Genomic DNA, 25,312 nt, shown 5'->3' on the forward strand with positions numbered 1-25,312 from the left:
GTCGAGTGCTAGAAATGCACTTGGCACTCGCGACACGTGAGTGCCAGGTCGGGATGGTGAGACCGGGAACCCTAGACACCCCTGGTCGTCCGTCGCGGGCACTGACCCCGGCCCAAGGCGTAAATGGGGCGACCCGGCAAGCGGCCGTCCTGTGTGTCACCCCCCAATCCGGAGGATCACTTCGCAATGGCCAAGATCATCGCGTTCGACGAAGAGGCCCGTCGCGGCCTCGAGCGAGGACTCAACGCCCTCGCCGACGCAGTCAAGGTGACGTTGGGCCCCAAGGGTCGCAACGTCGTGCTCGAGAAGAAGTGGGGAGCTCCCACGATCACCAATGACGGCGTCTCCATCGCCAAGGAGATCGAGCTCGAGGACCCCTACGAGAAGATCGGCGCCGAGCTGGTCAAGGAGGTCGCCAAGAAGACGGACGACGTCGCCGGCGACGGAACCACCACCGCCACCGTGCTCGCTCAGGCTCTCGTGCGTGAGGGCCTCCGCAACGTTGCTGCCGGCGCCAACCCGCTCGGCCTCAAGCGCGGCATCGAGAAGGCCGTCGAGGCCGTCACCGCGCGTCTGCTCGAGACCGCCAAGGAGATCGACACCAAGGAGCAGATCGCTGCTACCGCTGGTATCTCCGCCGGCGACCCGTCCATCGGTGAGCTCATCGCCGAGGCCATGGACAAGGTCGGCAAGGAAGGCGTCATCACGGTCGAGGAGTCCAACACCTTCGGCCTGCAGCTCGAGCTCACCGAGGGCATGCGCTTCGACAAGGGCTACATCTCGGCGTACTTCGCCACCGATGCAGAACGTCAGGAAGCCGTCCTCGAAGACGCGTACATCCTGCTCGTGAGCTCCAAGATCTCCACCGTCAAGGATCTGCTGCCGCTGCTGGAGAAGGTCATCCAGTCGGGCAAGCCGTTGGTCATCATCGCCGAGGACGTCGAGGGCGAAGCCCTGTCCACCCTGGTGGTCAACAAGATCCGTGGCACCTTCAAGTCCGTTGCCGTCAAGGCTCCCGGCTTCGGTGACCGCCGCAAGGCTCAGCTCGCCGACATCGCCATCCTCACCGGTGGCGAGGTCATCAGCGAAGAGGTCGGCCTCTCCCTGGAGACCGCCGGACTCGAGCTGCTCGGCCAGGCACGCAAGGTCGTCATCACCAAGGACGAGACCACTATCGTCGAGGGTGCCGGAGATTCCGACGCCATCGCCGGTCGCGTGAGCCAGATCCGTGCCGAGATCGAGAACAGCGACAGCGACTACGACCGCGAGAAGCTGCAGGAGCGCCTGGCCAAGCTGGCCGGTGGCGTTGCAGTCATCAAGGCCGGTGCTGCCACCGAGGTCGAGCTCAAGGAGCGCAAGCACCGCATCGAAGATGCCGTGCGCAACGCCAAGGCTGCCGTCGAAGAGGGCATCGTCGCCGGTGGTGGCGTGGCTCTGCTGCAGTCGGCTCCCGCGCTCGACGACCTCAAGCTCGAAGGTGACGAGGCCACCGGTGCGAACATCGTTCGCGTCGCCCTCGAAGCACCGCTGAAGCAGATCGCCTTCAACGCGGGCCTCGAGCCCGGCGTCGTCGCCGAGAAGGTTCGCAACCTGCCCGCAGGTCACGGCCTCAACGCCTCGACCAACGAGTACGGCGACCTGCTCGAAGCAGGCATCAACGACCCGGTCAAGGTCACCCGCTCCGCACTGCAGAACGCAGCGTCGATCGCGGCTCTGTTCCTCACCACCGAGGCCGTCGTCGCCGACAAGCCGGAGAAGGCCGGAGCGCCCGCGGGCGACCCGACCGGCGGCATGGGCGGCATGGACTTCTGAGTCCGTACCACCCCGCTTCACCGAAACACCTCGAAGGCCCGGAATTCCCGCAGGGGAGTTCCGGGCCTTCGGCCTTCGGCCCGTGCGCCCGTCTGGTAGCCGGGGCTACCAGGAAGGCGCACGGGCGCGGAGCGCCTACTTGGCGGGCATCAGCATCCACGCTGCCACGTAGACGAGGGCCGCGGTGCCGCCGGTGACGAGTGTCGCAACGACGGTGAGGAGCCGGACGAGGTTGACGTCCGCGCCGAAGTATTCGGCGATTCCGCCGCAGACGCCGGCGAGCATTTTGTGGTTGTCGGAACGGGTGAACTGGCGGGGAGTGTTGCTGTCGAATGTCATGAGTTCAGTCTGCTCAGCACGGTCCTTCGGCACATCGGGATCTTCCCCGATCTCGACCCTGGTCTTTCACCCCGAGTCCTGCCGAGAGCGCGTTTCTCGTTCACGCCCGTGTCACTTCGAGGATGCCTCGCGCCGCTAGATTCCGGCCCATGACCGACATCGACGAACGTCCCGGTTTCCTCAGCGCGTATGCGGACCTGTCTACGGCCGTCGATCTCCGCGACACCTCCGGATTCGCGGTGGACGACGAGGACGACGACGATCCGGTGCTGGTCACGGTTACCGACGGGCTGATCGTCGACACCTGGCGCGAGGGTTACCCGTATGAGGAGCGGATGCCGCGCGACGACTATGAGATTGCCAAGCGGTTGCTCCAGATCGAACTGCTGAAGTTCCAGAACTGGGTGAAGGACACCGGACGCCGTCACGTCATCGTGTTCGAGGGACGCGACGCCGCCGGCAAAGGCGGCACCATCAAACGGTTCATGGAACACCTCAATCCGCGCGGGGCGCGCGTGGTGGCGCTCGAGAAGCCGTCGGTGCGGGAGTCGACCCAGTGGTACTTCCAGCGTTATGTGCAGCACCTTCCTGCTGCCGGCGAGATCGTGTTGTTCGACCGCTCCTGGTACAACCGCGCCGGCGTCGAACGGGTCATGGGATTCTGCAGCGCAGACGAATACGACCGGTTCCTGCATCAGACGCCGCTCTTCGAACGCATGCTCGTCGACGACGGTGTCAGCCTCACCAAGCTGTGGTTCTCGGTCTCACCGCTCGAGCAGCGGACTCGGTTCGCCATCCGTCAGGTAGATCCGGTTCGCCAGTGGAAATTGTCCCCGATGGACATTGCCTCACTGGATAAATGGGGCGCCTATACCGCCGCCAAGGAAGATATGTTTCGCTTCACGGACACCGATATTGCTCCGTGGACGGTAGTCAAGAGCAATGACAAGAAAAGAGCTCGCATCAATGCAATGAAGTATGTTCTGTCGCTGTTCGATTACGAGAACAAGGACACCGGCGTGGTGGGGAGTGCAGATCCGCTGGTCGTGGGGCGTGCCAGCCAGGTAATTGGCGAATAACTGCATGATCTTTGTTCCGAACGCCAGGTAACTATTCGAGATATGTCCGGCAAATTAGTTCGCTCTTCGCCTGCGGTCGGGTACAAAGAGTGAAGCGCCGACCCATGGCGCAGATCGAAAACCAACACAGTCGATCGGGAGAGAACAACATGTCCACTGAAATTCTCGGATTCGTCGAAATCCTTCTCGGCTTCATCGAGTTGCTCGGTTCTGTCGCGCCCGAATAACCACCCCGCTACCACCGAGCGCCAGTCGAAGAACTGGGGTCCACATGACACACTGTGGGCTCCAGTTCTCGTCTCTTCGGAGTCGGGCAGGCGGCTTCGCAGCAAAGGAGAATAATGGGCAACCGCACGGCAGCGGGTAGGTACGGGGTTCGACTGGCACTCGCGCTCGCTCTCACAGCGGCTCTTCCGTGGGCGGGGGCGCAGGCCGTTTCCGCCGATCCGGCCGACGAAATGGCCGTCACCGACGGCAGTTCGCGTCTCCTGCGTACCGAGAAGATCGACGACCGGCAGTTGACGATGCACGTCTACTCGGCGTCGATGGACCGCGACATCCCGCTCCGCGTGATCACGCCCGCGGACACCAGCGCCCCGAGGCCCACGCTGTACCTGCTCAACGGCGCTGGCGGCGGCGAGGACTCGGCGACCTGGCAGGCGAAGACCGACGTGCTCGAATTCTTTGCCGACAAGAACGTCAACGTCGTCACGCCGATGCAGGGCGCCTTCAGCTATTACACGGACTGGCGGCAGGAAGATCCCGAACTGGGCAACAACAAGTGGACGACGTTCCTCACCCAGGAACTTCCGAGCATCGTCGACGCCGAGCTGGGCACCAACGGAGTCAACTCGATCGCCGGAATCTCCATGGCAGGCAGCTCCGTGCTGAGCCTCGCCCAGTCGGCGCCCGAGCTGTACGAAAGTGTCGGCGCCTACAGCGGTTGCGCGATGACCAGCACCGACCCCGGCCGCACCTACGTCCGCATGGTCGTCGAATCCCGCGGCGGCGGCGACACCAGCAACATGTGGGGTCCTGCGGACGACCCGGCCTGGGTATCCAACGATCCGTACATCAATGCGGAGAAGCTGCGCGGCCTCGACATCTATGTCAGCAACGGTTCGGGCATACCCGGCCCGAACGATCGGCTCGACGGCCCGGGCATCAACGGCAATGTCGAGACGTTCGCCAACCAGATCATCCTCGGTGGCGCCATCGAGGCAGCGACCAACCAGTGCACCCACGCGTTGGCGGACAAGCTGAACGAACTGCAGATACCCGCCACCTTCGACTTCCGTCCAGTCGGCACCCATTCGTGGCCGTACTGGCAGGAGGACCTCCACAAGTCGTGGCCGCTCCTGGCGTCGTCGATCGGCCTGTAGCCACCGGCCCGGACACCACCGTCCACGAGCACTGACTGTTGTCGACCCCTGCGGATCGCGAATCCGCGGCGGTCGAGCCGTCTAGTCTGGCGGAGTGGAGACAGTAGCGATCCAGATGCCCGACGGAACCACCACGCCGGTTCGCCTGTTTCCCGGGCGGGACGAGGCACCGGTAGTCGTGGTGTTCCCTGGCCTGGGAATACCTGCCGGCTACTACGAGCCGTTCGCCGAAGAACTGATGTGCCGTGGATTCAATGCGGCAATCGGCGAACTACGTGGCCAGGGCGACAGCCGTCCTCGTCCGAGCAGTGCCAGCACGTACGGCTACCACGAGCTGGTGTCGGTCGACTTTCCCGCCATCTTCGAGGTGGTGCGCGAACGCTTCCCGGCTGCGACGCCGTTCCTGTTGGGGCACAGCATGGGTGGTCAGCTGGGCGTGATGTATGCGGCGCGGATTCGTGGTCGTCTCGGCGGCATCGTGCTCGTCGCGTCGGGGTCGCCGTACCACCGGGGCTTTCCCGGAGTCCACTCGCCGCGAATGCTCGTCGGTGCTGCTGCGATGTCGATGACCGCCAACCTTGCCGGATTCTGGCCGGGCGACAAGCTCGACATCGGCGGGTTCGGCAGGCAGTCGAAGGTTCTGATTTCGGATTGGTCGCGATTCGCGCGAACCGGGAAGATCGAACCCGACGGTGCCGACATCGACTACGAGGAACGGATCGGTCGGCTCAAGCTGCCCGTCTTGTCGGTGACCATCGAGGGCGACGACCTCGCGCCGGGATCCTCGGCGAAGAATCTCGTCGCGAAACTCCCGGACGCCGACGTCACCATCTGGCACAACCCGCGACCGCAGGGGCACAACGGCTGGATCCGGGATCCGGCCGATACGGTCGATCGGGTCGTCGACTGGATCCACGACCGCACCTAGCCGTGGACTTCTCCACCGCCGGCGGAGTTTGGAGAAGCACTCAGGGGCGGGTGAGGGTGCGCCACAGGAACGTGAACGTCAGCGCCGACTTGAACGCGGCCTGGGCGTTGTCCGCGGCGCCGCCGTGTCCGCCTTCGATGTTCTCGTAGTACCAGACCTCGTGGCCCTGCTCCTCGAGGAGGGCGGTCATCTTGCGGGCATGCCCGGGATGGACCCGGTCGTCCCGCGTGGAGGTGGTCACGAGGATCGGTGGGTATTCGGCTGTGGCACTGGTGTTCTGGTACGGCGAGTACTCGCTCATGAACTTCCAGTCCTCGGGATTGTCGGGGTCGCCGTATTCGGCCATCCACGACGCCCCGGCTAGCAGCAGGTGGTACCGCTTCATGTCGAGGAGCGGTACCTGGCACACGATCGCCCCGAAGAGTTCGGGGTAGCGGGTCAGCATGACGCCCATGAGGAGTCCGCCGTTGCTGCCACCTTGAGCCGCGAGTTGATTCGTGGTGGTGATGCCGCGCGCGACCAGGTCACGCGCGACTGCGGCGAAGTCCTCGAACACTTTGTGGCGGCCTTCGCGGACGGCCTGGGTGTGCCAGGACGGGCCGTATTCACCACCGCCGCGAATGTTGGCGACAACGTACGCACCTCCGCGTTCGAGCCAGGCGAAGCCGACGGAACCGCTGTATCCAGGCACCATCGAGTTCTCGAACCCACCGTATCCGTACAGGAGTGTGGGGCTGGGCCCGTCGGCGTCGTCGCGGCGTACGACGAAGTACGGGATCTGCGTTCCGTCATCCGAGGCGACGAAATACTGGGACACGGAGATCCCGTCGGCGTCGAAGAACGAGGGCGCCTGCTTCACGGGTTCGAGCGGTCCGCCGACGGTGCCGTACAGAAGCGTTGCAGGAGTGGTGAATCCACTGCTGTTGACGAAGAAGTTGTCACCGCTGCGCGCGTCCGTGCTGATGACACCACTGGCCGTGAGTTCCGGCACGCCGTCGAGCGGCTTCTCGTCCCAGCCGGTCTCGGTGGGCGTGAGTACCGACAGTGTGGTCTGCACGTCCGAGAGGGTGACGAGAAGCAGGTGGTTGCGAGTCCACGTGCCCTGTTCGAGGGAGGTGTGCTCGTCGGGTGTGAACAGCGGCGTCAATTCCCGCGAGCCGGCGAGATAGTCGGCGTAGTCGGCGACGAGGAGAGAACCCGCGGGATAGATCGTGCCGTTCACCTCCCAATCGGTGCGTGGGCGGACGGTCAGCCAGTCGCGGTACACGGACGTTCCGGCGTCGTCGGGGGTGTCGATGCGCAGTAGGGAACCGTCCGGCAGCAACTCGTACCGTTCGGAGTTGTAGAAGTCGAGCGATCGGCCGACGAAGTGCCGCTCGTAGCCGGGGGTGTCGTCGTAGGAGGCGCCGACGGACACATCGGTGCTCTCGCCCTCGAACACGGTGACTGCCTCGGACAGCGGGGTTCCGCGATGCCAGCGCTTCGCGATCCTCGGATAACCGGAATCGGTCATCGAGCCTTCGCCGAAGTCGGTGCCCACGTAGACGGTGTTCTCATCGATCCAGTTGATGCTGGTCTTGGCTTCCGGGACGTCGAACGCGTCCTCGGTGACGAACTGTCGTGTCTCGATGTCGAATTCACGCACCACCGACGCGTCGGCACCGCCTCGCGAGAAGGACAGCAACGCGCGGGTCTGGTCTGGCCGCAGGACACTCGCCCCGGCCCACACCCAGTTCTCACCCTCGCGTTCGGCGAGTTCGTCGACGTCGAGCAACACGTCCCACTCCGTGTCCTCGGAGCGGTACTCCTCCAAAGTCGTGCGCCGCCAGATTCCGCGCTTGTGCTCGCCGTCGCGCCAGAAGTTGTACAGATACTCGCCACGCATCGCGGCGTAGGGGATCCGCGCGTCGGTATCGAGAAGCTCGAGGATCCGGCCCTCGAGCTCGGAGAACTCCGAGTTCGCGGTGTACTCGCCGACGGTCCGGGCGTTGCGTTCGCGCACCCAGTCGAGAGACCGGTCGGCGGTGACATCTTCGAGCCAGAGATAGGGATCCGTCATGACGGCCATTGTTGCAGGAAGCACTCGGATAGCCTCGGCGGCGTGAGTACACCAGGGCCCTACCCGTTGTGGGAGCAGCACTGCTGCCTGCCGCTGCAACCGTCGGCATCCATCGACGTGGTGCGCCGATACCGGCGTCCGGCCGGCAGTTACGTGTCGGTCAACATCGGATATTCACCTCAGGGCAAGGCGGCGTCGACGTCGATCGCCGAAAGCTTCCGCGCCCAGGCCGGCGGTGACATCGAGTTGGTGACGCGATTCGGTGACGTCGACGCCGTACGCAGTGCGGGCGGTATCGCGCTCGCATTCGACCTCGAGGATTCGGCCCCACTCGAGGGTGACCTCGACAACGTGGCCCATTTCTACCGACTGGGCACCCGATCGCTGCTTCCCACGTACAACCATGCGAATGCCGCCGGGTGCGGTTGCCTCGACGCCGACGACACCGGGCTGACCGGCTACGGCCGCGACCTCGTCCGGGAAATGAATCGGGTGGGGATGATCGTGGATGGTTCCCACTGTTCGGTACGTACCGGCCTCGATCTCGCTGCCGTCACCGAGCGGCCCATGATCTACAGCCACTCCAACCTGCGACGGTTGTGGGATCACCCTCGCAACATCACCGACGAGCAGGCCCGCGCCTGCGCGGAGACGGGTGGCGTGATCGGGATCAACGGTGTCGGGATCTTTCTGGGAGTCAATGCGCCAGATGACGATGCCCGCCGGTTGTCGGCGATGGCCGACCACATCGAGGCGGCGGTCGATCTGGTGGGGCCGGCGCACGTCGGCATCGGCTCGGACTACTCGTTCGACGCCGCGGACTTCGTTGCCGAGATCACGAACAATGCGGGCTCGTTCTCCGACGCGTATACGGCCTGGGGGCCGCTGCAGTGGGTACCGCCCGAGGATGTGCTGACCCTGGACCGAGTCCTGCGGAATCGGGGGTTCGACGAGCCGTCCATAGAGGCCGTGTACGGGGGAAATTTCGCCCGCGTTGCGGCGGCGGTCTGGGCTACTGACGGGTAACACGACCGAGGTGAGACACCGATTCCGGACGGGACTACCCTGAACAACCGTGACCTCACACTATGACGTCGTTGTCCTCGGAGCCGGTCCCGGTGGGTACGTCGCTGCTATCCGCGCGGCACAGCTGGGATTGAGCACTGCCATCATCGAGCAGAAGTACTGGGGTGGTGTGTGCCTGAACGTCGGCTGCATCCCCTCGAAGGCTCTTCTCCGCAATGCCGAGCTTGCGCATCTCTTCACGAAAGAGGCCAAGTTGTTCGGCATCACCGGTGAAGCATCCTTCGACTTCGGCGCAGCCTACGACCGCAGCCGCAAGGTCGCGGAGGGGCGCGTCAAGGGCATTCACTTCTTGATGAAGAAGAACAAGATCCCCGAGTACGACGGCAAGGGCACCTTCACCGATGCCAACACCATCGAGGTCGAGCTGACCAAGGGTGGCACCGAGACGGTGACGTTCGACAACGCCATCATCGCGACCGGTTCGACCACCAAGTTGTTGCCGGGTACCTCGCTGAGCGAGAACGTCGTCACCTACGAAGAGCAGATCATGACCCGTGATCTGCCGGGTTCGATCCTCATCGTCGGAGCCGGTGCGATCGGCATGGAGTTCGGCTATGTCCTGAAGAACTACGGCGTGGACGTCACTATCGTCGAGTTCCTCGATCGGGCGCTGCCCAACGAAGACGCGGACATCTCCAAGGAGATCGAGAAGCAGTACAAGAAGCTCGGCGTCAAGGTCAAGACCGGCGCCGCGGTGCAGAGCATCGATGACGACGGCAGCAAGGTCACCGTCTCGATCAAGGACAACAAGAGCGGTGAGATCGAAACCGTCGTGGTCGACAAGGTGATGCAGTCGGTCGGGTTCGCCCCGCGGGTGGAGGGCTTCGGTCTCGAGAAGACCGGCGTGCAGCTCACCGATCGCGGTGCCATCGGCATCACCGACACGATGCAGACGTCCGTCCCGCACATCTACGCCATCGGTGACGTGACGATGAAGCTGCAGCTCGCGCACGTGGCCGAGGCCCAGGGTGTAGTGGCGGCCGAGACGATCGCCGGCGCCGAGACGCTGCCGATCGACGATTACCGGATGATGCCGCGCGCCACGTTCTGTCAGCCGCAGGTGGCCAGCTTCGGTCTCACCGAGCAGCAGGCGAAGGATGAGGGCTACGACATCAAGGTGGCGAACTTCCCGTTCGCCGCCAACGGCAAGGCCCACGGTCTCGGTGACTCCACCGGTTTCGTCAAGCTGATCTCCGACACCAAGTACGGCGAACTGCTCGGCGGCCACCTCATCGGCCCCGACGTCTCCGAACTGCTGCCCGAGCTGACTCTCGCGCAGAAGTGGGATCTCACGGTCAACGAACTGGCCCGCAATGTGCACACGCACCCCACGCTCAGCGAAGCCCTGCAGGAGGCCATCCACGGCCTCGCCGGGCACATGATCAACTTCTGACCCTCGACACCGACGAGGCCCGCACAGATACTGTGCGGGCCTCGTTCGCGTATGGGGACTATGCCCGGTCGGTTCGGCGTTCGGCGTATTTCTGTTGCGCCGACCACACTTCAGGCATCCGCGACTCGACCAGTTCGATCAATCCGACGAGGCGCGTGGCGATCTCGGCGCCGAGCGGTGTCAGGCTGTACTCCACCTTCGGGGGAATCGCCTCGAGTACGTCACGGACTACGAGACCGTCTCGCTCCAGGGCCTGCAGGGTCTGCGACAGCATGCGTTCACTGACCCCGTCGACGCGTCGGCGGAGTGCGCTGAAGCGGTAGTTGCCCTCGGCCAGCGCCGCGAGCGCGAGCACACCCCATCGGCCGGTGACCGTCTGCAGGGTCTCGCGAGACGTGCACCCGCGGGCGAAGACGTCGGCCTCGAGGGTGACGTCTGCGTTTTCTCGTGGTGTCTGTGCGGCGTCGGGCATGGTCACCACTCTACCGCTCACATGTGCAGTACTTACTTTGCCACTTGCACTTACAAAAAATTAGTGCATAATGGGACGTGCGTGCTTGAACAGACAACCTCACACTCAAGGAGATCCCATGACCATTGCTGTCACCGGTGCAACCGGACACCTCGGCCGCCTCGTCGTCGAGGCTCTTCTCGACAAGGGCACCCCAGCTGGGGAGATCGTGGCACTCGTCCGTACCCCGGCCAAGGCCACAGACCTCGCAGACAAGGGTGTCGACGTTCGGCAGGCCGATTACAGCGACCGCGACACGCTCGACAAGGCTGTGAGTGGTGTCGACAAGCTGCTCCTCGTGTCAGGCTCCGATCTCGGGCAACGAGTAGTCCAGCACGGCAACGTCATCGACGCGGCCAAGCTCGCCGGTGTCGGGTTCATTGCCTACACCAGCATCCTCGATGCGCAGAAGAGTCCGCTCGGATTGGCTGCCGAGCACCGCGCCACCGAGGATGTGATCGCCCAGTCCGGGATCGACTTCGCATTGCTGCGAAATGGTTGGTACTGGGAGAACTACCTGAGCAGCGTGGCGACGGCCCGTGAGACAGGTGCACTGTTCGGCAGCGCAGGAAACGGCATCATCGCCGGGGCCGCGCGGAAGGACTACGCCGAGGCGGCCGCCGCCGTCCTGCTCGCCGACGGACAGGCGGGCGCGGTGTACGAACTCGGTGGTGACGAGCGGCTGACGTACGGACAGCTGGCAGAGGCCTTCTCCGCGGCGGTCGGTAGCCCGGTGTCGTACAAGGACCTCCCGCAGAGCGAGTACGCCGCACTCCTCGAAGGCGCCGGCTTGCCGGCACCGGTGGCGCAGATGCTCGCCGATTCCGATGCAGGAATAGCCACCGGCGCCCTCGACACCCAGAGCGGCGACCTGCACAAGCTGATCGGCCGCAACTCGACCCCGGTTGCCACCGTCCTCGCTGTGAGTGCTTCTCAACCGCGGGTTGTCAATTAGTGCTCACGGCTGCGGAGCAGCGAGATAGGCCACCCAACTGCCGAACTCGGTGATGTCGGTGGCGCCGTCGACCGCGTCGTGGGTGCAGCTGAAGCCCACCACGGCGCGGCCGTCGGACAGTTCGACACTCGTCAGCGCCATCGGCGCCGGAAGTGCTGCCAGGAACCGTCCCAATCCGGCGGGGGAGACTCGGAACAACTCTCCGACGATGGGTGCGCCCGCACCGGGACCCCGGCGAACCAGCCCGGGCTTGGGCGGTGTGGTGGCGAGTGCGGTGAGCCGGTAAGCATCAGTGGTGGTGACGGTTTCCACGAAACGCGCGCCGATGTCCTCCAGTTGGAAGTGGAGAGGCTGCCCGCGCAGGTGTGCCCCGAACACCGCGAGCTCGATACCGTCCTCGACCAACGCGGGCGCGGGAACATCGGTGAGTCGGGCAGCGAGGTCCACTGCCACCTGATCGGCGAACGCCGGAACCACGAACATGACACCGAACGGTTCACCTCCGGCCGTCGGGATGCCGGGGACCGCCACTGCCGCCATGTCGAGCAGGTTGCAGAAGTTCGTGTACGTGCCCATGCGGCGGTTGATGTCGATCGGGTCGGCCTGAACGGCAGCGATGGTGGGATGCTCGGTGGTGGTGGGCAGCAGGAGGCCGTCGAAACCGGCCAGCAGTTCCCTCGTCTGCGCCTTGACGCGAACGAGCGTGTCGAGGTCGGCGGCGAACTCGTGGCCAGCCGGCTTCCTCGCCGATTCGACGATGGCGGTGACCACCGGATCGGCGCCCGCCGGTGCGGTGTCGAGGAACCGCCCGACAGCGGTGTACCGCTCGGCGACGACTGCGCCGTCGTACAGCAACCGGGCGGCGTCGAGCAGCGCCGAGATGTCTACCGTCTCGACGCGAAAGCCCTTGTTCGCCAGTGATGTGACTGTGTCGTCGAATGCCGATCGGTACTCCGGACAGAGCGCGGCGAGGTCCTCCTCGCGGGGGATCGCGACCCGTGCCTGCGCGGGCGCCGCCAGCCTCACGTCGGCCGGCCATGCGCGGCTGCGCGGGTCCCTCGGCGCCGGCCCGGCCATGATCCGGGCCGCCGCGGCCGCGGTGTCGAGTTCGGTGGCAAACAGGGTGACACAGTCGAAGTCGGCACAGGCGGGAACGACGCCGTCCGCGGGGATCACGCCCAGTGTGGCCTTGATACCGACGAGGCCGTTGAACGCTGCCGGCACCCTTCCCGAACCGGCTGTGTCGGTACCGATCCCGATATCGGCGATGCCGAGGGCCACGGCGACGGCCGAGCCGGAACTCGATCCACCGGACACCCGCTCGGGATTCCACGAGCAGCGCACCGCCCCATAGGGACTGCGGGTGCCCACCAGGCCGGTCGCGAACTGGTCGAGGTTCGTCTTACCGAGGACGACGGCACCCTGATCGACCAGTCGACGGACGGCAGTCGCGGTGTGGGCGGGCACATAGCCGAACTCGGGGCACCCCGCCGTCGTCGTCAGCCCCGCGACATCGATGTTGTCCTTGACTGCGAGAATCTGACCTGCCAGAGGGAGTTCCTCGCCTGCAGCGATTCTCGACTCGACTGCGGCCGCATCGGCGTACACGTCCTCGGCGGGCCGAAGGGTGATCCAGATCTCCGGGCGGTCCACCGCAGCGATCCGACGGAAGGCGTCGTCGACGCGTTCGGTGGGCGAGAGGATGGTCCGCCCGAGCTTCTTGGCATCGACACTCACACTCATCAGTTTTCTGCTCCGATCACGAGGAGAGGGGCACCGGGTTCGACGATCGATCCCGGCGAAACAAGCACCTGCAGCACGGTCCCGGAGACGGTCGCAGGCACCGGCATCTCCAGTTTCATGGCCTCGAGCACCACGGCGTTGTCCCCGAGCCGGATCCGCTGCCCGACCTTCACCTCGACTCGCCACACACTGCCCACCAGGGGAGCTTCGACGACGACCGCGCCGGGTGGCAGGTCGAGTGGCGGCTGTTCGGGGAGGGGTGGCGGTTCGACACGGTCGTATTCACCGGACGCACGCCACGCAGACTTCTCGGCGTCGAATGCCGCCGACTGCCTGCGGTTGAACGCTGCGATCGACTCGGCGTTGTCGGTAAGGAACTTCAGGTGATCGGCGAGTGCGAAGGTGCCCTCGGAGATCTCGGTATCGAACCGGCCCGCCATGGCCTGCTCGCGGTACTTCCGCAGTTCCTCCGGGGTCACCGGTTCCCAGACGATGCGGTCGAAGAACCGGAACATCCAGGGTGTGCCCTCGTCGAAGGGGCGGTGCTGCCGGTAACCGGACCAGATGGGTACCGTGCGGCCTATCAGTTGGTATCCGCCCGGCGACTCCATGCCGTAGACGCACAGGTACTTTCCGCCGATGCCGACGGCATCGGACGGCGTCCAGGTGCGTGCCGGGTTGTACTTGGTGGTGACCAGGCGGTGCCGGGGATCGAGTGGCACGGCCAGTGGGGCACCGAGGTAGACGTCGCCGAGCCCGAGAACCAGGTACTCGGCATCGAACACGGTGTCGCGAACTTCGTCGACACTGCTCAAACCATTGATGCGCCGGATGAATTCGGTGTTGGAGGGCAGCCACGGAGCCTCGTTCCGGACGCCGCTGCGGTATCGGTCGATCGCCTCTGCGATGGACGGGTCGTCGAAGGACAACGGCAAGCGGACCGTTCGGCTCGGAACTACCAGGTCATGCGTGGCGGGCAACAGTTCCTCGATGTCCTGCAGGATGTCGAGGAGGCGGCCACCGGGGAGGACGTCCGGGTCGAAATGCAGGTGCAGCGACCGCACCCCCGGCGTGATGTCGATGATGCCGCGCACACTGCGTCGGGCCAGCTTCTCCGACAGCGCGTGCACGCGCATCCGGAGCCCGAGGTCGAGCTTCTGTTCACCGTATTCGACAAGGATGTTGTCGTCTCCTCCCCGGAGATACGCCACCGCCGGACGGTCCAGCACGGGCTCGACCCGCCTCAGTACGCCTCCGTCAGCCCCCACGGCGGGTCTGCTACCGAGCGGAACATCCACGGCCCGAGAGGAATCGGAACTCCGAAGTGCGTGCGCATCGGAATCGGACACCGCCACGAACCGCACCTGATCGCCCGGCCGGATCTGCCCGAGCTTCCACCGATGGGCGCTGACCACGGTGAGCGGGCAGGCGAAGCCGCCGAGGCTGGGGCCGTCGGGACCGAGGAGGATCGGTGTGTCGCCGGAGATGTTGAGCGCACCCACGCTGTACGGGTTGTCGTGGAGGTTCGACGGGTGGAGTCCCGCCTCCCCGCCGTCGGCCCGGGACCAGGTGGGTTTGGGTCCGTCGAGGCGGAGACCGGTGCGATTGGCGTGGGTCTGCACTTTCCAGGTGGCGTCGTAGAACTGCGCCATGTCGGATTCGGTGAAGTACGAGGGCGCGGACTGCGGCCCCTCGGTGACCGCCAGATGCCACAGGTGAGTGCAGACGGGCCGCGACTCCTCAGGGACGGGGTGTGGGGTGCTCGAGCCTTCGGCGTCTTCGACGAGTCCGAGTACGTCGCCGGTGGCAACTGCCTTACCGGTGATTCCGCCGAAACCGCCGAGCGGGAACGTGGAAGCGCTGCCGTGAAAGAGCGGCGCGTCGATGCCGCCGCGAACGGCGAGGTACGTGCGCAGACCGGTATCGGTGGGACTGCCGATGTCGAGAACGGAACCGGCGGGCACCTCGACGGGTTCCCACAGCGGAACGGGTTTGCCGTCGACGGTGACCGGCGCGTCCGCGCCACCGACGCAGATCAGGGTGGCGTCGGAGAACGCGAGCCGCGGACCCTGCAGGGTGCATTCGAGTCCGGGCGCCCCGGCAGGGTTGCCGACGGCAGAGTTGACGAGCTGGAAGGAGAGGTCGTCCATCGGGCCGGACGGCGGAATGCCCACGCTCCACAGCCCGATTCGCCCGGGAAAGTCCTGAACGGTGGTCATGGTCCCCGCCCGGAGGACGTCGACACGGCGGCCGGTGGAACGAAGGTCGGCCAGGAAGTCGGTGGTGTGCACGGCGTCGAGAACGTCCTCGGCAGTACAAATTCGACGCAGCTGGGCCAGGTTCGTCTGTATTCCGTAGATGTGCGTGTCGGACAGGGCCTCGGCCAAAGCGGCGAATGCACTCTTGCGCCGGTGCCCACGAGTAATCACCTTGGCGAGCATCGGGTCGTAGTACGGGCTCACGTCGGTGCCGGTGTCGACCCACGTCTCCACCCGGGTGTGAGCCGGGAACTCGACTCCGGTGAGCAACCCCGCGCTGGGACGGTAGTCGTGGCCTGGGTCCTCGGCGTAGATCCGCGCCTCAACCGCGGCTCCGATGATGTCCGGTCCGGTGTCGGGGAGGCCGTCGAGCATGGACGAATCGCCTCGTGCCAACCGAAGCATCCACTCGACCAGATCGATGCCGGTGACCTCCTCGGTGACCGGATGCTCCACCTGCAGCCGAGTATTCATCTCGAGGAACGACGCCTCTCCGCGATCCGCGTCGTAGACGAACTCGACCGTCCCTGCGGATCGATAGTCGACGGAGGACGCCAAAGTGCGGGAACAGCTGAGCAATTGCTCCACGACATCGTCGGGCAGTCCGGGTGCGGGGGCCTCTTCAACCACCTTCTGATGGCGCCGCTGGAGTGAGCAGTCGCGGGTGCCGAGGCTGAGGGTACGTCCGAGACCGTCACCGAAGATCTGCACTTCGATGTGCCGAGCCCGGGCAACGAAGCGTTCGAGGAACACCCCCGAGGACGAGAAGTTCGCCTCGGCCAGCCGCTGGACGCGGTCGTACGCTTCCCTGAGGTCAGCGGCGTCGAAACAGGCCTGCATGCCGATTCCGCCGCCGCCACCGACGGCCTTGATGATCACGGGGTACCCGATGTCCGAGGCTGCGGACAGCGCCGCATCCACCGAATCGAGGAGTCCGCTGCCCGGAACGAGGGGAACCCCTACAGCACGTGCCGCTTCGCGGGCAGTGTGCTTGTTCCCGAAGATGCGCAGCTGTTCCGGCGTGGGACCCACGAAGGCGATGCCCGCCGACTCGGCCGCTGTGGCAAACGCGCCGTTCTCGGAAAGAAACCCGTACCCCGGATGGATCGCGCCCGCGCCGGTGGCCAACGCCGCCTCGACGACGGCATCGGCGCGTAGGTACGACTCGGCGGCGGGTGCGGGTCCGAGTCGCACGGCCATGTCGGCCATCTCGACGTGTGCAGCCGCCGCGTCGGCGTCGGAATACACGGCCACCGTCTTGAGCCCCAGAATGTGCGCCGAGCGCATGATCCGACAGGCGATTTCGCCCCGATTCGCTACGAGGAGTGTGTCGAACGAGTACTCGACCGGCGGCGTATTCATCCCTGTGGACATGTCTGTATACGCTATGGACGGCGTGTTTCACGGAGATTTCTCGCGGTAAAGCGTGGGTTAGTAGAACCTCTCGCGCGCCGTCATGGCGTGGGTATTACCGGCGGCACGTAGTCGAATGTCATCCCGCGCAACCACACCAACAGTAGGACCACCGGCAGTGGAACATGAACTGCAGGAATGTAAATCCCACGAGGTCGCGGGCGCGCAGCTTCAGCACCGCCAGGAGCGGCAGCATGAAGAACGGATTCACGAGGTTGGGCAGTGCCTCGGCCACGTTGCAGATCTGAACCGTCCAGCCCAGATTCATCTGGACGTCGGTGGCCGCCTGCATGACATACGGGGCCTCGACCAGCCATTTTCCGCCGCCGGAGGTGATGAAGACCCCCTCGTCGGCCGGTTACCGGCGCATCGTCCATGTGGCGGTGCGATGGACCCAGCTGTCAGTCCATGTGAACTCAATTTTCTTCTCGACGCCGTCGACAACCCAGGACATCGACCTCGGGCGTTGCACGGAGCCTCGAAGTGGGTGCCGAGGGTCGTCCAGTGCCCCTACATCGCGGCCCTGGTTGAACAGACTGATTCCGAGCCCGACGCCGGTGAGCTCGGCAACTCCGCCGCACAGAGTTTGATCCCACGTTGTTAACAGCGGGAAGTATCCCCACCAGTTTTCGAGTACGTCGACCGAGAACGGGTCCATCTTCAGCATGTCGTTTGTCGGGTCGCCATGCACGCACAAGCCCCAAGTTTCCGGCCACTGACTGCGGTTTAGCAACAGGTCTACCGCATCGGCGGAGATCGGGGTGTTGACCTGTTTGCCATCCAGTTTGAACGAGCCGACCGCAGCGTGCGTGAGGAACATTTTAAGGACCCAGCGTTGGAGGTCGTCTCCGGAGATCGTGATCGATTCGGCCCGGCCCCACTCTCCTGTTCCGCCCATCCACTTCAGTGCAATTCCCCGGAGGAACGACGCGAAGGCGATAGCCGCGTCATCCGCCGGACTCAGTGCTTGGTTGTGGGTAGTGCACAGCACATTCGCCTTGAACTCTTTCGGCTGCACCGGGCGACGCACACCCAGCCCATTGTCGTGGCCGATCCGGAACTCTGGGTCGTCGAACGAGAAGAGCTTGATCAGGCCATGAGAGAGGTAGTGCTCGCCGGAAATCTTGGTCGAGCACCCACCTCGTGTGTTCGCGTAACACTTTGGGTGTCGGTAATCGGGCGGTGTCGAGACATCAGTAGCGGTGGTCATGCGTCAACGATATTTGAGACGACCGACAGACTGGTCGGTTAGTCACTTGGCCTTACCCCAGGCCGATTTCGCTACTTTCCGTGCTTGCTTCGCCGCATGACGCGGTTGTTGGCGTCACCGTTCGCCGACGTGACTTCCGGCTGGGCTCAAGTCGGTGTTAACGGTGCCAACGAGGTCCGGTGAATCGCTCTAACTTTCCGTTGGCTGCGGACGATAGGGCTGGTGTAGCAGTGCCTGACGTTCGGACCGAGCGCCGCTGCCAAGAAGGTGAGCGATAGCAGTAACCGTTGTCGGTCAATACCGCCCGCACCTCGATGCCGTGTTCGGCGTAAGAACCTGCGAGCCCGTCCCCAGAACGCGGCGGCTGTCGCCTTGCGTTCGTCGGAGTGTGCCTCGAATGGGTGAGAGGGGAGTCGTTGTCGACCGCATGGTGGAGGAAGGCGTAACCGCGGGCCTTCTCTTGTTGCCGATGATGCGCCCGAACTTGCGGTGTCCGCCACCGTCGTGGATGCGGCCGAGTTTCTTGTGTCACGTTCGCAGCGGCGGGTTGGTGGTTGGCGAACGGCAAGGCCGCTGGCCTGGTCGAAACAGCTCGAGTTTTATCGGCTGCTGGTGCAGTCGGTCGGTGTGCCACGCGATGATGTTGTTCACCGGCCTGACTCGACATCAGCGATCGCTTCGCGCTTAATCGGTGACTATCGATGCAGACTTCAGCGCAGACAAGGCCGACATACGCAGACACCGACTGCAGAAATGCAGAAACAGGAAAGGCGTCACCGTGGACAAGTACGACTGCAAGAAGGCGCACAAGAAGCTGTACGCGCCGAGCGCCACAGGGTTCGCTCTCGTCGACGTCCCGGAGCTGACCTATATCGCCGTGGACGGCCATGGCGACCCGAACACGTCAGCTGAGCACGCCGCCGCTATCGAGGCGCTGTATGCCACCGCCTACACGATCAAATTCGCCAGTAAGAACCACGGCCGAGACTTCGTCGTCGGACCGCTCGAAGGGCTGTGGCGTGCCGCGGACTTGCGCAGCTTCGTCACCCGCGACAAGGACAGTTGGGATTGGACGATGATGATCGTGCAGCCCGAGTGGATCACCACGGCCGACATCGAGGATGCGCGGGCGGTCGCCGCTGCCAAGAAGGAGCTGCCCGCTCTCGACCTGCTGCGCCCGCTCACCTTCACCGAAGGTCAGAGCGTGCAGATCCTGCACATCGGCTCGTACGACGACGAGGCACCTACCCTCGCCCGACTGCACGACAAGTTCATGCCCGAGCACGGACTGGCCTTCAACGGAGACCACCACGAGATCTATCTCAGTGACGCCCGCAGGACGGCGTCGGCGAAACTACGGACGATTCTCCGCCAACCCGTCCGCCCTGCCTAGCGAAGAGGAGTGGGTCGGATCGGTGTCTACGAATAGTCCCGCTCGATCCGCAGTGTGCCGATCGTGGTGGCCAGAGCGTCGTACTGGGTCACCAGAAAACAGAACTCGATCATCCGACGGTCGTCGAAGTGGGCGCCGAGATCCGACCACGCGGCATCGTCGAGATTGTCGGTGGTGACGAGTTGATCGACGGCGGCAAGGATTGCGCGGCGGCGTGCATCCCAGCCCTCGGCGCCAGGACCCTCGAGCACCTGTTCGAGAAGTGCCGGGGTGATACCGGCGCGGCGTCCGAGGCGCACGTGGTGATCCATTTCGTACCCGCAGTTCCGCAGATGGGCCACGCGGAGAATGATCATTTCGGTCTCGTGGCGGGAAATCTTTCCGCCCGGCATGAGCTTGCCGGAATAGTGCAACCACGCACGGAACAGGCCCTTCGTGCGGCCCACCGTGCTGAACAGATGCGCGTCCGGGACCCCGGCGACGGCCGAGAGGATCCGCCACAGCACCCAGTTGACCGGGCCGAGCTCCTTCAGCCGTCCTGGTGGAATGCGTGCGCTCATGCCGCTCCCTTTCGTTGGGATCGCCCCCGCATGGGAACGGTTGCATACGTGGGTATTTCGATCGAGCGGGTCATCTGCGAGGCTCGCTGGGCGAGCATACGCACCGATTCGGTGCCGGGCATCCGGGACGGGGTGTAGATCCGACTCTTGCGGCCGGCGATGCCCCGTTCGAGCGCGTCCACCGCAACGGTGATCGAGGCAGTCTTGAAGAGCACGCCACCGCTCGGCGCCACCGGTGCGCCATCGAACCCGATCACCGTCCGGTCGGTGTCGATGTCGCCGACGGTGGCGATACCCACTCGGGTTCCGTGGTGCTTCATCTCCTCCCTCAGAGCTCGCCCGAGTTCGGCGGCGCCTCCTCTGGTGGAGCCATGCACGCCACGTGGTGCGGTGATGGCGGTCGACGACGCCACGACCAAGGCATACCCGTTGCGGTGTCCCAGGTACCGCCCGGCGGCCCGAAGCGTGTGGTAGGTACCCATCACGTTGACCTCGATGGCGTACCGCATCACTGCCGGGTCACCGTCGACGACCTGCGGTGGAGTGGTGACTCCAGCGTTCGCGACGACCACATCGATGCCGTCCATCCGGTCCGCCAAATAGTCGAAGGCGTCCTCGACGGCGTCACGGTCGCGGACGTCGCACAGGCGCCACGGCGCCCGGCCGCAGGCGGTGGCGGTCTGCTCGAGGAGTTCGGGTTCGAGACCCAGCAGCCCCACGCGGGCTCCCCGCTCGTGGAGTCGCCTGGCCAGACCGGCTCCGATGCCGCGGGCTGCGCCAGTGATCAGGACACGGCGGCCGAGCAGATTCTCTTGGATAGTGCGTGGCATGAAGCGGGTTCCCAACCTGTGTTACCGAGCGGTAGCAAGACGCTAGCACTCGCTCGGCTTCCCAGTGGAGAAAAGTGCGCGACTGCGGAGCTTTCCGTCTCAATCGCGGACGGCCCAGGCCATGCGCGCGAGCGAAAGCGCCTGCTCGGCGCGTTCGATCACCACTTCGCGCGACTCGCTGATGTGCGTCAACAGTGCGTCGTATGCGGCATCGAGTTTGCGATCGAGCGCCAGTTCGGCCACCGAAATGTGCTCGTCGATGGTCGCAGTCATGCGGTCGGGCGTGAGGTAGTCGAACATCCGCACCGGTCGCACTTTGGCGTTCACGTTGACGAGTGCGTCCGACAACGCCTGGTTGCCCGCGGCCCGCAGCAGCACGGTGTGGAACTGCTCGTCGAGTACGACGAACCCGGCGTCGGGCTCCGGCATCTCCTTCCGCAGGGCGTACCACTTGTCGAGTTCGGGCCCCAGGACGTCGGGGTCGTGATGCAACAACTCGTCGGCCCGGACGCGGGCGATGCCCTGTAGTTCGAGCGTGATGCGCAGTTCGTAGAGCCCTGCGAGTTCGTCGATGCGCGGGCGGTACGGAAAGAGCCCACCCACGTCGCGCTGCACGAGCCCGTCCGCCAGCAGACGAGCCAGCGCCTCACGTACCGGCGTCCGGGACACTCCGTACGTCTCGGCGAGGCGCTCCTCACCGAGACGCTGTCCGGGCGGAATCTGCCCGCTCATCAGGTCGGTCCGCAGCGCCAGGTACACCTGGTCGCTCAGTGGACCGGCCGATTCTCGACGAGCCATCAGATTGCCATCGCCGCACGGACGTCGGAGACCGCGGTACGGACATCGGACTCGGGTGCGGCGCCGCCGGCGCCCGAGGAAGTGACCCGCCCCGACTCGAGCACGTAATACCGCTCGGCCGATTCGAGCGCGAACCCGATGTGCTGCTCCACGAGGAGAACTCCGAGTCCGCCACGACGTGTGAGCGCCACGATCGTGCGTTCGATCTCCGCGACCACGGACGGCTGAATGCCCTCGGTCGGTTCGTCGAGAATCAACATCTTCGGCTCGGTGATCAGTGCCCGCGCAATGGCCAGCTGCTGACGCTGACCGCCCGAGAGCAGACCGGCCCGTCGTTCGAGAAGGCCGCGCAACGCGGGAAACAGATCGAGTGCCTCCCCGATGAGTTCCTTTCCGCGCTTGCGGCCGTCTGCAACCACCTGAAGGTTCTCGGCGGTGGTCAATTGCCCGAACGACTGCTGGCCCTGCGGGACGTAGGCGAGCCCGCGCGCAACCCTCGCGCTGGGGCGCAAGGTGGTGACGTCCTCGCCGTCGAACAACACCTTCCCGGAGTTCACCGAGATCAGTCCGACCGCAGCGCGCAGAAGCGTCGTCTTGCCCGCACCGTTGTGCCCCATCACCGCTGCTACGCCGTCCACCGGAACCGTCAGCGACACGCCATGTATCACCTCGGTTCGGCCGTAACCGGCCCGGACGCCGTCAAGCTCGAGCATCGCTGTCCTCCTTGTCGATCGTGTCGCCGGTCGGGGCGTCCGGTTGCAGCTCGGGAGCGGCACCGGCAGCGGCGGTCCCGAGGTAGACCTCCTGCACGCGGGGGTCGGCCTGAACCTGTTCGACGGTGCCCTCGCTCAACACCTTTCCCGCGTGTAGCACGGTCACCGACGTGGCAAAGGCGCGCATGAAGTCCATGTCGTGCTCGACCACCACGACGGTCCGCTCACCACCGATGCGGCGCAGCAGGTTACCCGTTTCATCCCGCTCCTCGTGGCTCATCCCGGCCACTGGCTCGTCGAGCAGCAGTACCGAGCAGTTCTGCACCAGCAGCATTCCGATCTCGAGCCACTGTTTCTGCCCGTGCGCGAGGATCCCCGCCGGGGTGTTGCGGAGCTTGCCGAGACCCGTGACGTCGAGTGCCTCCTCGATGGCGGGGAGTACAGTCCTGCGTCGGCGCAGCAGTGTCAGCGCGGACCGGCCGGCGCCCGCGGCGATGTCGAGGTTCTGCAGGACGGTCAGTTCCTCGAACACGCTCGCGGTCTGGAACGTGCGTCCCACCCCGAGCCGGGCGATGCGGTGAACCTTCTTGCCGATCAGTTCGACACCGGATTTCGTGACCGATCCCGTCGCGGGGACGAGCCCGGTGACGGCGTCGACGAGAGTGGTCTTGCCGGCGCCGTTGGGTCCGATGAGGAACCGCAGATCGCCCTGCAGCAGAGTGAGATCGACGCCGTCGACCGCCTTGAATCCGTCGAAGCTGACGCGAAGGTCGCGCACCTCGAGGTACTCGCTCGACATCCCGGCGTTTCCACCGAGCACAGGTTCCTTGGCTGGGGTGGACGTGGTCATCGGGCCAGCTCCATTCGTTCCGTGGCCTCGGTCTCGTCGCCGGGCTCGGTGGGTTCCGGCTCGTGGGACGACGCCTTCTTTCGTTTAAGCAGTGCGAACAGGCCGGCAACCCCGGCCGGGAAGAATCCGACCACCACGATGAACAGCAGACCCTGCGCGTAGGTCCAGCCGGACGGGAACGACTCCGAGAAGGCGCTCTGCGCCCACGCGACACCGATCGCACCCAGAACCGGGCCGAGCAACGTGGCGCGGCCACCGATGGCGACACCGATCAGGAAGGCAATCGAGGGGACGATTCCGACGTCGGCGGGGGAGATGATTCCGACGATCGGCACGAACAGCGCGCCGGCGATCCCGGCGAAGAAGGCGGCGGTCACGTAGGCGACGAGTTTGATGTTCGCCGGGTCGTAACCGAGGAAGCGGACACGTTCTTCCTGGTCGCGGACGGCGACGAGCAGTTCACCGTAGCGGCTGTTCATCAGTTGCCGCACGATGGCCACCACCGCGAGGAGAACGCCGGCGGCGATGAAGAACAGCATCTGTTTGTTGGCGGGATCGTTCAGGTTGAAACCGAAGAATGTGCGAAATCGATTGAGGCCGTTGCTGCCACCGGTGGTCTGCTGCCCGACGAGAAGGATTGCGAACGCGGCGGCGAGCGCTTGGCTGAGGATCGCGAAATATGCGCCTTTGACGCGGCGTTTGAACACGCCGAGACCCAGAGCGAAGGCTACGAGTCCTGGGATCAGCAGAATGCCCAGCACGGTCACGACCGGGGACGTGAACGGCACCCAGTAGCCCGGCAGTTCCCGGATGCCCGCGATCTGCATGAAGTCCGGCACGGTGTCACCGCGGAGCTCGGCGTCCGAAATCTTCAGATGCATGGCCATCATGTAGGCGCCGAGCCCGAAGAACACACCCTGGCCGAGCGTGAGCATGCCGCCGCGGCCCCACGCGAGACCGATACCGACTGCGACGATCGCGAAGCACAGGAACTTCCCGAGCAAACTCAGCCGGAAATCACTGAGAACCGCAGGGGCGAGAACGAACAGCAGGAGCGCGGCGAGCGCGAAGCCGGCCCAAGCACGGTAACGGCCACTCGTCAGGATGCTCATACGAGACTCCTCGTCTTGACGGCGAACAGGCCCTGTGGCCGAACCTGGAGGAACACCACGATGACCACGAATACGATGACCTTGGCGATCGACGCCGTGGTCGAGTACTCGATGAACGAATTCAGCAGGCCGAGTGCGAACGCGGCGATCACCGCACCCTTCATCTGCCCCAGGCCGCCGACCACGACCACCAGGAAGGCGTCGATGAGGTAGCTCTGACCGATGGTCGGACTGGTCGAGCCGATCAGGGTGAGCGCCACACCCGCGACACCGGCAAGACCGGACCCGATGAAGAACGTCGTCACATCGGTACGGCGACTGGAGATCCCACTCGTCTCGGCCAGGTCGCGGTTCTGCACGACCGCCCGGATACGACGGCCCATCGACGACCTCTTCAGTGCCAGCGACAGCGCCACCACCGAGACGACGGCGAGCACGAGGATGAACAGACGCGCCTTGGGAACTACCGCTCCCAGAATCTCCACACCGCCCGAGAGCCACCCCGGTGCGACGACGTTGACCGCCGGTGCACCGAAGAGGTCTCTCGCGAGTTGCTGCAGGATCAAGCCCACCCCGAACGTCACCAGCAAGGTGTCCAGCGGACGGTGGTACATGCGCTTGACCAGGGTCACCTCGAGGAGGACGCCCATGGCGCCCCCGACCACGAAGCCGACGAGCAGAGAGACGAACAGGGACCCGGTGGCGCTCGAAATCACCTGCTGCACCACATATGCCGTGTACGAACCCGCCATGATGAACTCGCCGTGGGCCATGTTGATGACGCCCATCTGACCGAACGTCAGTGACAGTCCCAGCGCTGCGAGCAACAGGATGGATCCGATACTCAACCCGGTGAACAACTGTCCGATCACTACATCCATCGATGCA

21 protein-coding genes and 2 pseudogenes are annotated in these 25,312 nt (G+C 65.0%); 8 read left to right on the plus strand and 15 right to left on the minus strand.

Features of this window, described 5'->3' with window-relative positions; translation table 11 throughout:
- The first annotated feature begins 186 nt into the window (after nt 1-186).
- Nucleotides 187-1,812, plus strand: a complete 1,626-nt coding sequence (gene groL / locus NOF53_RS16765) for a chaperonin GroEL (RefSeq protein WP_255970715.1) — start codon at nt 187-189, stop codon at nt 1,810-1,812.
- Nucleotides 1,813-1,947: 135 nt separating this feature from the next.
- On the opposite strand, the gene NOF53_RS16770 is transcribed toward groL, so the two are convergent.
- On the minus strand, nt 1,948-2,151 hold the full coding sequence (locus tag NOF53_RS16770; RefSeq protein ID WP_255970717.1) for a PspC domain-containing protein: 204 nt from the start codon (nt 2,149-2,151) through the stop codon (nt 1,948-1,950).
- A 149-nt stretch (nt 2,152-2,300) separates the two neighbouring features.
- Between NOF53_RS16770 and ppk2 the strand changes: the two genes are divergently transcribed.
- The 3 genes from ppk2 to NOF53_RS16785 all read left to right on the plus strand — a co-directional run bounded on the left by ppk2 (nt 2,301) and on the right by NOF53_RS16785 (nt 5,540).
- A complete protein-coding gene (ppk2, locus tag NOF53_RS16775) occupies nt 2,301-3,230 on the plus strand; it encodes a polyphosphate kinase 2 (protein WP_255970719.1) in 930 nt (309 codons plus the stop codon).
- A gap of 341 nt (nt 3,231-3,571) precedes the next feature.
- A complete protein-coding gene (locus NOF53_RS16780) occupies nt 3,572-4,612 on the plus strand; it encodes an alpha/beta hydrolase (protein ID WP_255970721.1) in 1,041 nt (346 codons plus the stop codon).
- Between the two features lie 94 nt (nt 4,613-4,706).
- On the plus strand, nt 4,707-5,540 hold the full coding sequence (locus NOF53_RS16785; RefSeq protein ID WP_255970723.1) for an alpha/beta hydrolase family protein: 834 nt from the start codon (nt 4,707-4,709) through the stop codon (nt 5,538-5,540).
- 40 nt (nt 5,541-5,580) lie between these two features.
- Here NOF53_RS16785 and NOF53_RS16790 read toward each other — a convergent pair whose 3' ends face one another.
- Entirely contained in the window at nt 5,581-7,599 is a 2,019-nt protein-coding gene (locus NOF53_RS16790; RefSeq protein ID WP_374212623.1) for a prolyl oligopeptidase family serine peptidase, read from the minus strand.
- 42 nt (nt 7,600-7,641) lie between these two features.
- Here NOF53_RS16790 and NOF53_RS16795 point away from each other — a divergent pair, with 42 nt between their 5' ends.
- Nucleotides 7,642-8,625 carry a dipeptidase gene (locus NOF53_RS16795; RefSeq protein WP_255970726.1) on the plus strand — a complete coding sequence of 328 codons (984 nt, stop codon included), beginning with the start codon at nt 7,642-7,644 and terminating at the stop codon, nt 8,623-8,625.
- A gap of 49 nt (nt 8,626-8,674) precedes the next feature.
- Nucleotides 8,675-10,078 (plus strand): dihydrolipoyl dehydrogenase, encoded by a 1,404-nt coding sequence (gene lpdA, locus NOF53_RS16800; protein ID WP_255970728.1) that lies wholly within the window; start codon nt 8,675-8,677, stop codon nt 10,076-10,078.
- Between the two features lie 58 nt (nt 10,079-10,136).
- Here the strand turns inward: lpdA and NOF53_RS16805 are convergent, their stop codons facing one another.
- Nucleotides 10,137-10,550, minus strand: coding sequence for a winged helix-turn-helix transcriptional regulator (locus NOF53_RS16805; protein WP_255970730.1), 414 nt, complete (start codon nt 10,548-10,550; stop codon nt 10,137-10,139).
- 118 nt (nt 10,551-10,668) lie between these two features.
- Between NOF53_RS16805 and NOF53_RS16810 the strand changes: the two genes are divergently transcribed.
- Nucleotides 10,669-11,544, plus strand: a complete 876-nt coding sequence (locus NOF53_RS16810; protein WP_255970731.1) for an SDR family oxidoreductase — start codon at nt 10,669-10,671, stop codon at nt 11,542-11,544.
- A 3-nt stretch (nt 11,545-11,547) separates the two neighbouring features.
- On the opposite strand, the gene atzF is transcribed toward NOF53_RS16810, so the two are convergent.
- The 5 genes and pseudogenes from atzF to NOF53_RS16835 all read right to left on the minus strand — a co-directional run.
- On the minus strand, nt 11,548-13,281 hold the full coding sequence (gene atzF / locus NOF53_RS16815) for an allophanate hydrolase (RefSeq protein WP_374212625.1): 1,734 nt from the start codon (nt 13,279-13,281) through the stop codon (nt 11,548-11,550).
- Nucleotides 13,282-13,286: 5 nt separating this feature from the next.
- Nucleotides 13,287-16,919, minus strand: a complete 3,633-nt coding sequence (gene uca / locus NOF53_RS16820; RefSeq protein WP_255970735.1) for an urea carboxylase — start codon at nt 16,917-16,919, stop codon at nt 13,287-13,289.
- An 80-nt stretch (nt 16,920-16,999) separates the two neighbouring features.
- A pseudogene (locus NOF53_RS16825) lies at nt 17,000-17,304 on the minus strand (TIGR00366 family protein); the annotation flags it as partial.
- 12 nt (nt 17,305-17,316) lie between these two features.
- Entirely contained in the window at nt 17,317-17,988 is a 672-nt protein-coding gene (locus NOF53_RS16830; protein ID WP_255970737.1) for a hypothetical protein, read from the minus strand.
- 361 nt (nt 17,989-18,349) lie between these two features.
- Nucleotides 18,350-18,761 (minus strand): annotated as a pseudogene (locus NOF53_RS16835) (transposase family protein); the annotation flags it as partial.
- 185 nt (nt 18,762-18,946) lie between these two features.
- Between NOF53_RS16835 and NOF53_RS16840 the strand changes: the two are divergent.
- Entirely contained in the window at nt 18,947-19,561 is a 615-nt protein-coding gene (locus tag NOF53_RS16840; protein ID WP_255970739.1) for a GyrI-like domain-containing protein, read from the plus strand.
- Between the two features lie 26 nt (nt 19,562-19,587).
- Here NOF53_RS16840 and NOF53_RS16845 read toward each other — a convergent pair whose 3' ends face one another.
- The 7 genes from NOF53_RS16845 to urtB all read right to left on the minus strand — a co-directional run bounded on the left by NOF53_RS16845 (nt 19,588) and on the right by urtB (nt 25,305).
- On the minus strand, nt 19,588-20,121 hold the full coding sequence (locus NOF53_RS16845; RefSeq protein WP_255970741.1) for a carboxymuconolactone decarboxylase family protein: 534 nt from the start codon (nt 20,119-20,121) through the stop codon (nt 19,588-19,590).
- On the minus strand, nt 20,118-20,951 hold the full coding sequence (locus NOF53_RS16850; protein WP_255970743.1) for an SDR family NAD(P)-dependent oxidoreductase: 834 nt from the start codon (nt 20,949-20,951) through the stop codon (nt 20,118-20,120). Before NOF53_RS16850 ends, NOF53_RS16845 begins: the two co-directional genes overlap by 4 nt.
- A 99-nt stretch (nt 20,952-21,050) precedes the next feature.
- Complete coding sequence (locus tag NOF53_RS16855; protein ID WP_255970745.1) at nt 21,051-21,749, minus strand: GntR family transcriptional regulator; 699 nt, start codon at nt 21,747-21,749, stop codon at nt 21,051-21,053.
- Nucleotides 21,749-22,462, minus strand: a complete 714-nt coding sequence (gene urtE, locus NOF53_RS16860; RefSeq protein ID WP_255970747.1) for an urea ABC transporter ATP-binding subunit UrtE — start codon at nt 22,460-22,462, stop codon at nt 21,749-21,751. Before urtE ends, NOF53_RS16855 begins: the two co-directional genes overlap by 1 nt.
- A complete protein-coding gene (gene urtD, locus NOF53_RS16865) occupies nt 22,449-23,312 on the minus strand; it encodes an urea ABC transporter ATP-binding protein UrtD (protein ID WP_255970749.1) in 864 nt (287 codons plus the stop codon). Before urtD ends, urtE begins: the two co-directional genes overlap by 14 nt.
- Entirely contained in the window at nt 23,309-24,424 is a 1,116-nt protein-coding gene (urtC, locus tag NOF53_RS16870) for an urea ABC transporter permease subunit UrtC (protein WP_255970751.1), read from the minus strand. The genes urtD and urtC overlap by 4 nt, the downstream gene beginning before the upstream one ends.
- Nucleotides 24,421-25,305, minus strand: coding sequence for an urea ABC transporter permease subunit UrtB (urtB, locus tag NOF53_RS16875; RefSeq protein WP_255970753.1), 885 nt, complete (start codon nt 25,303-25,305; stop codon nt 24,421-24,423). Before urtB ends, urtC begins: the two co-directional genes overlap by 4 nt.
- Nucleotides 25,306-25,312: the final 7 nt, after the last annotated feature.

Origin of the sequence: Rhodococcus tibetensis (assembly GCF_024438035.1) — a bacterium.
GTDB classification, from domain to species: Bacteria; Actinomycetota; Actinomycetes; order Mycobacteriales; family Mycobacteriaceae; genus Rhodococcus_F; species Rhodococcus_F tibetensis.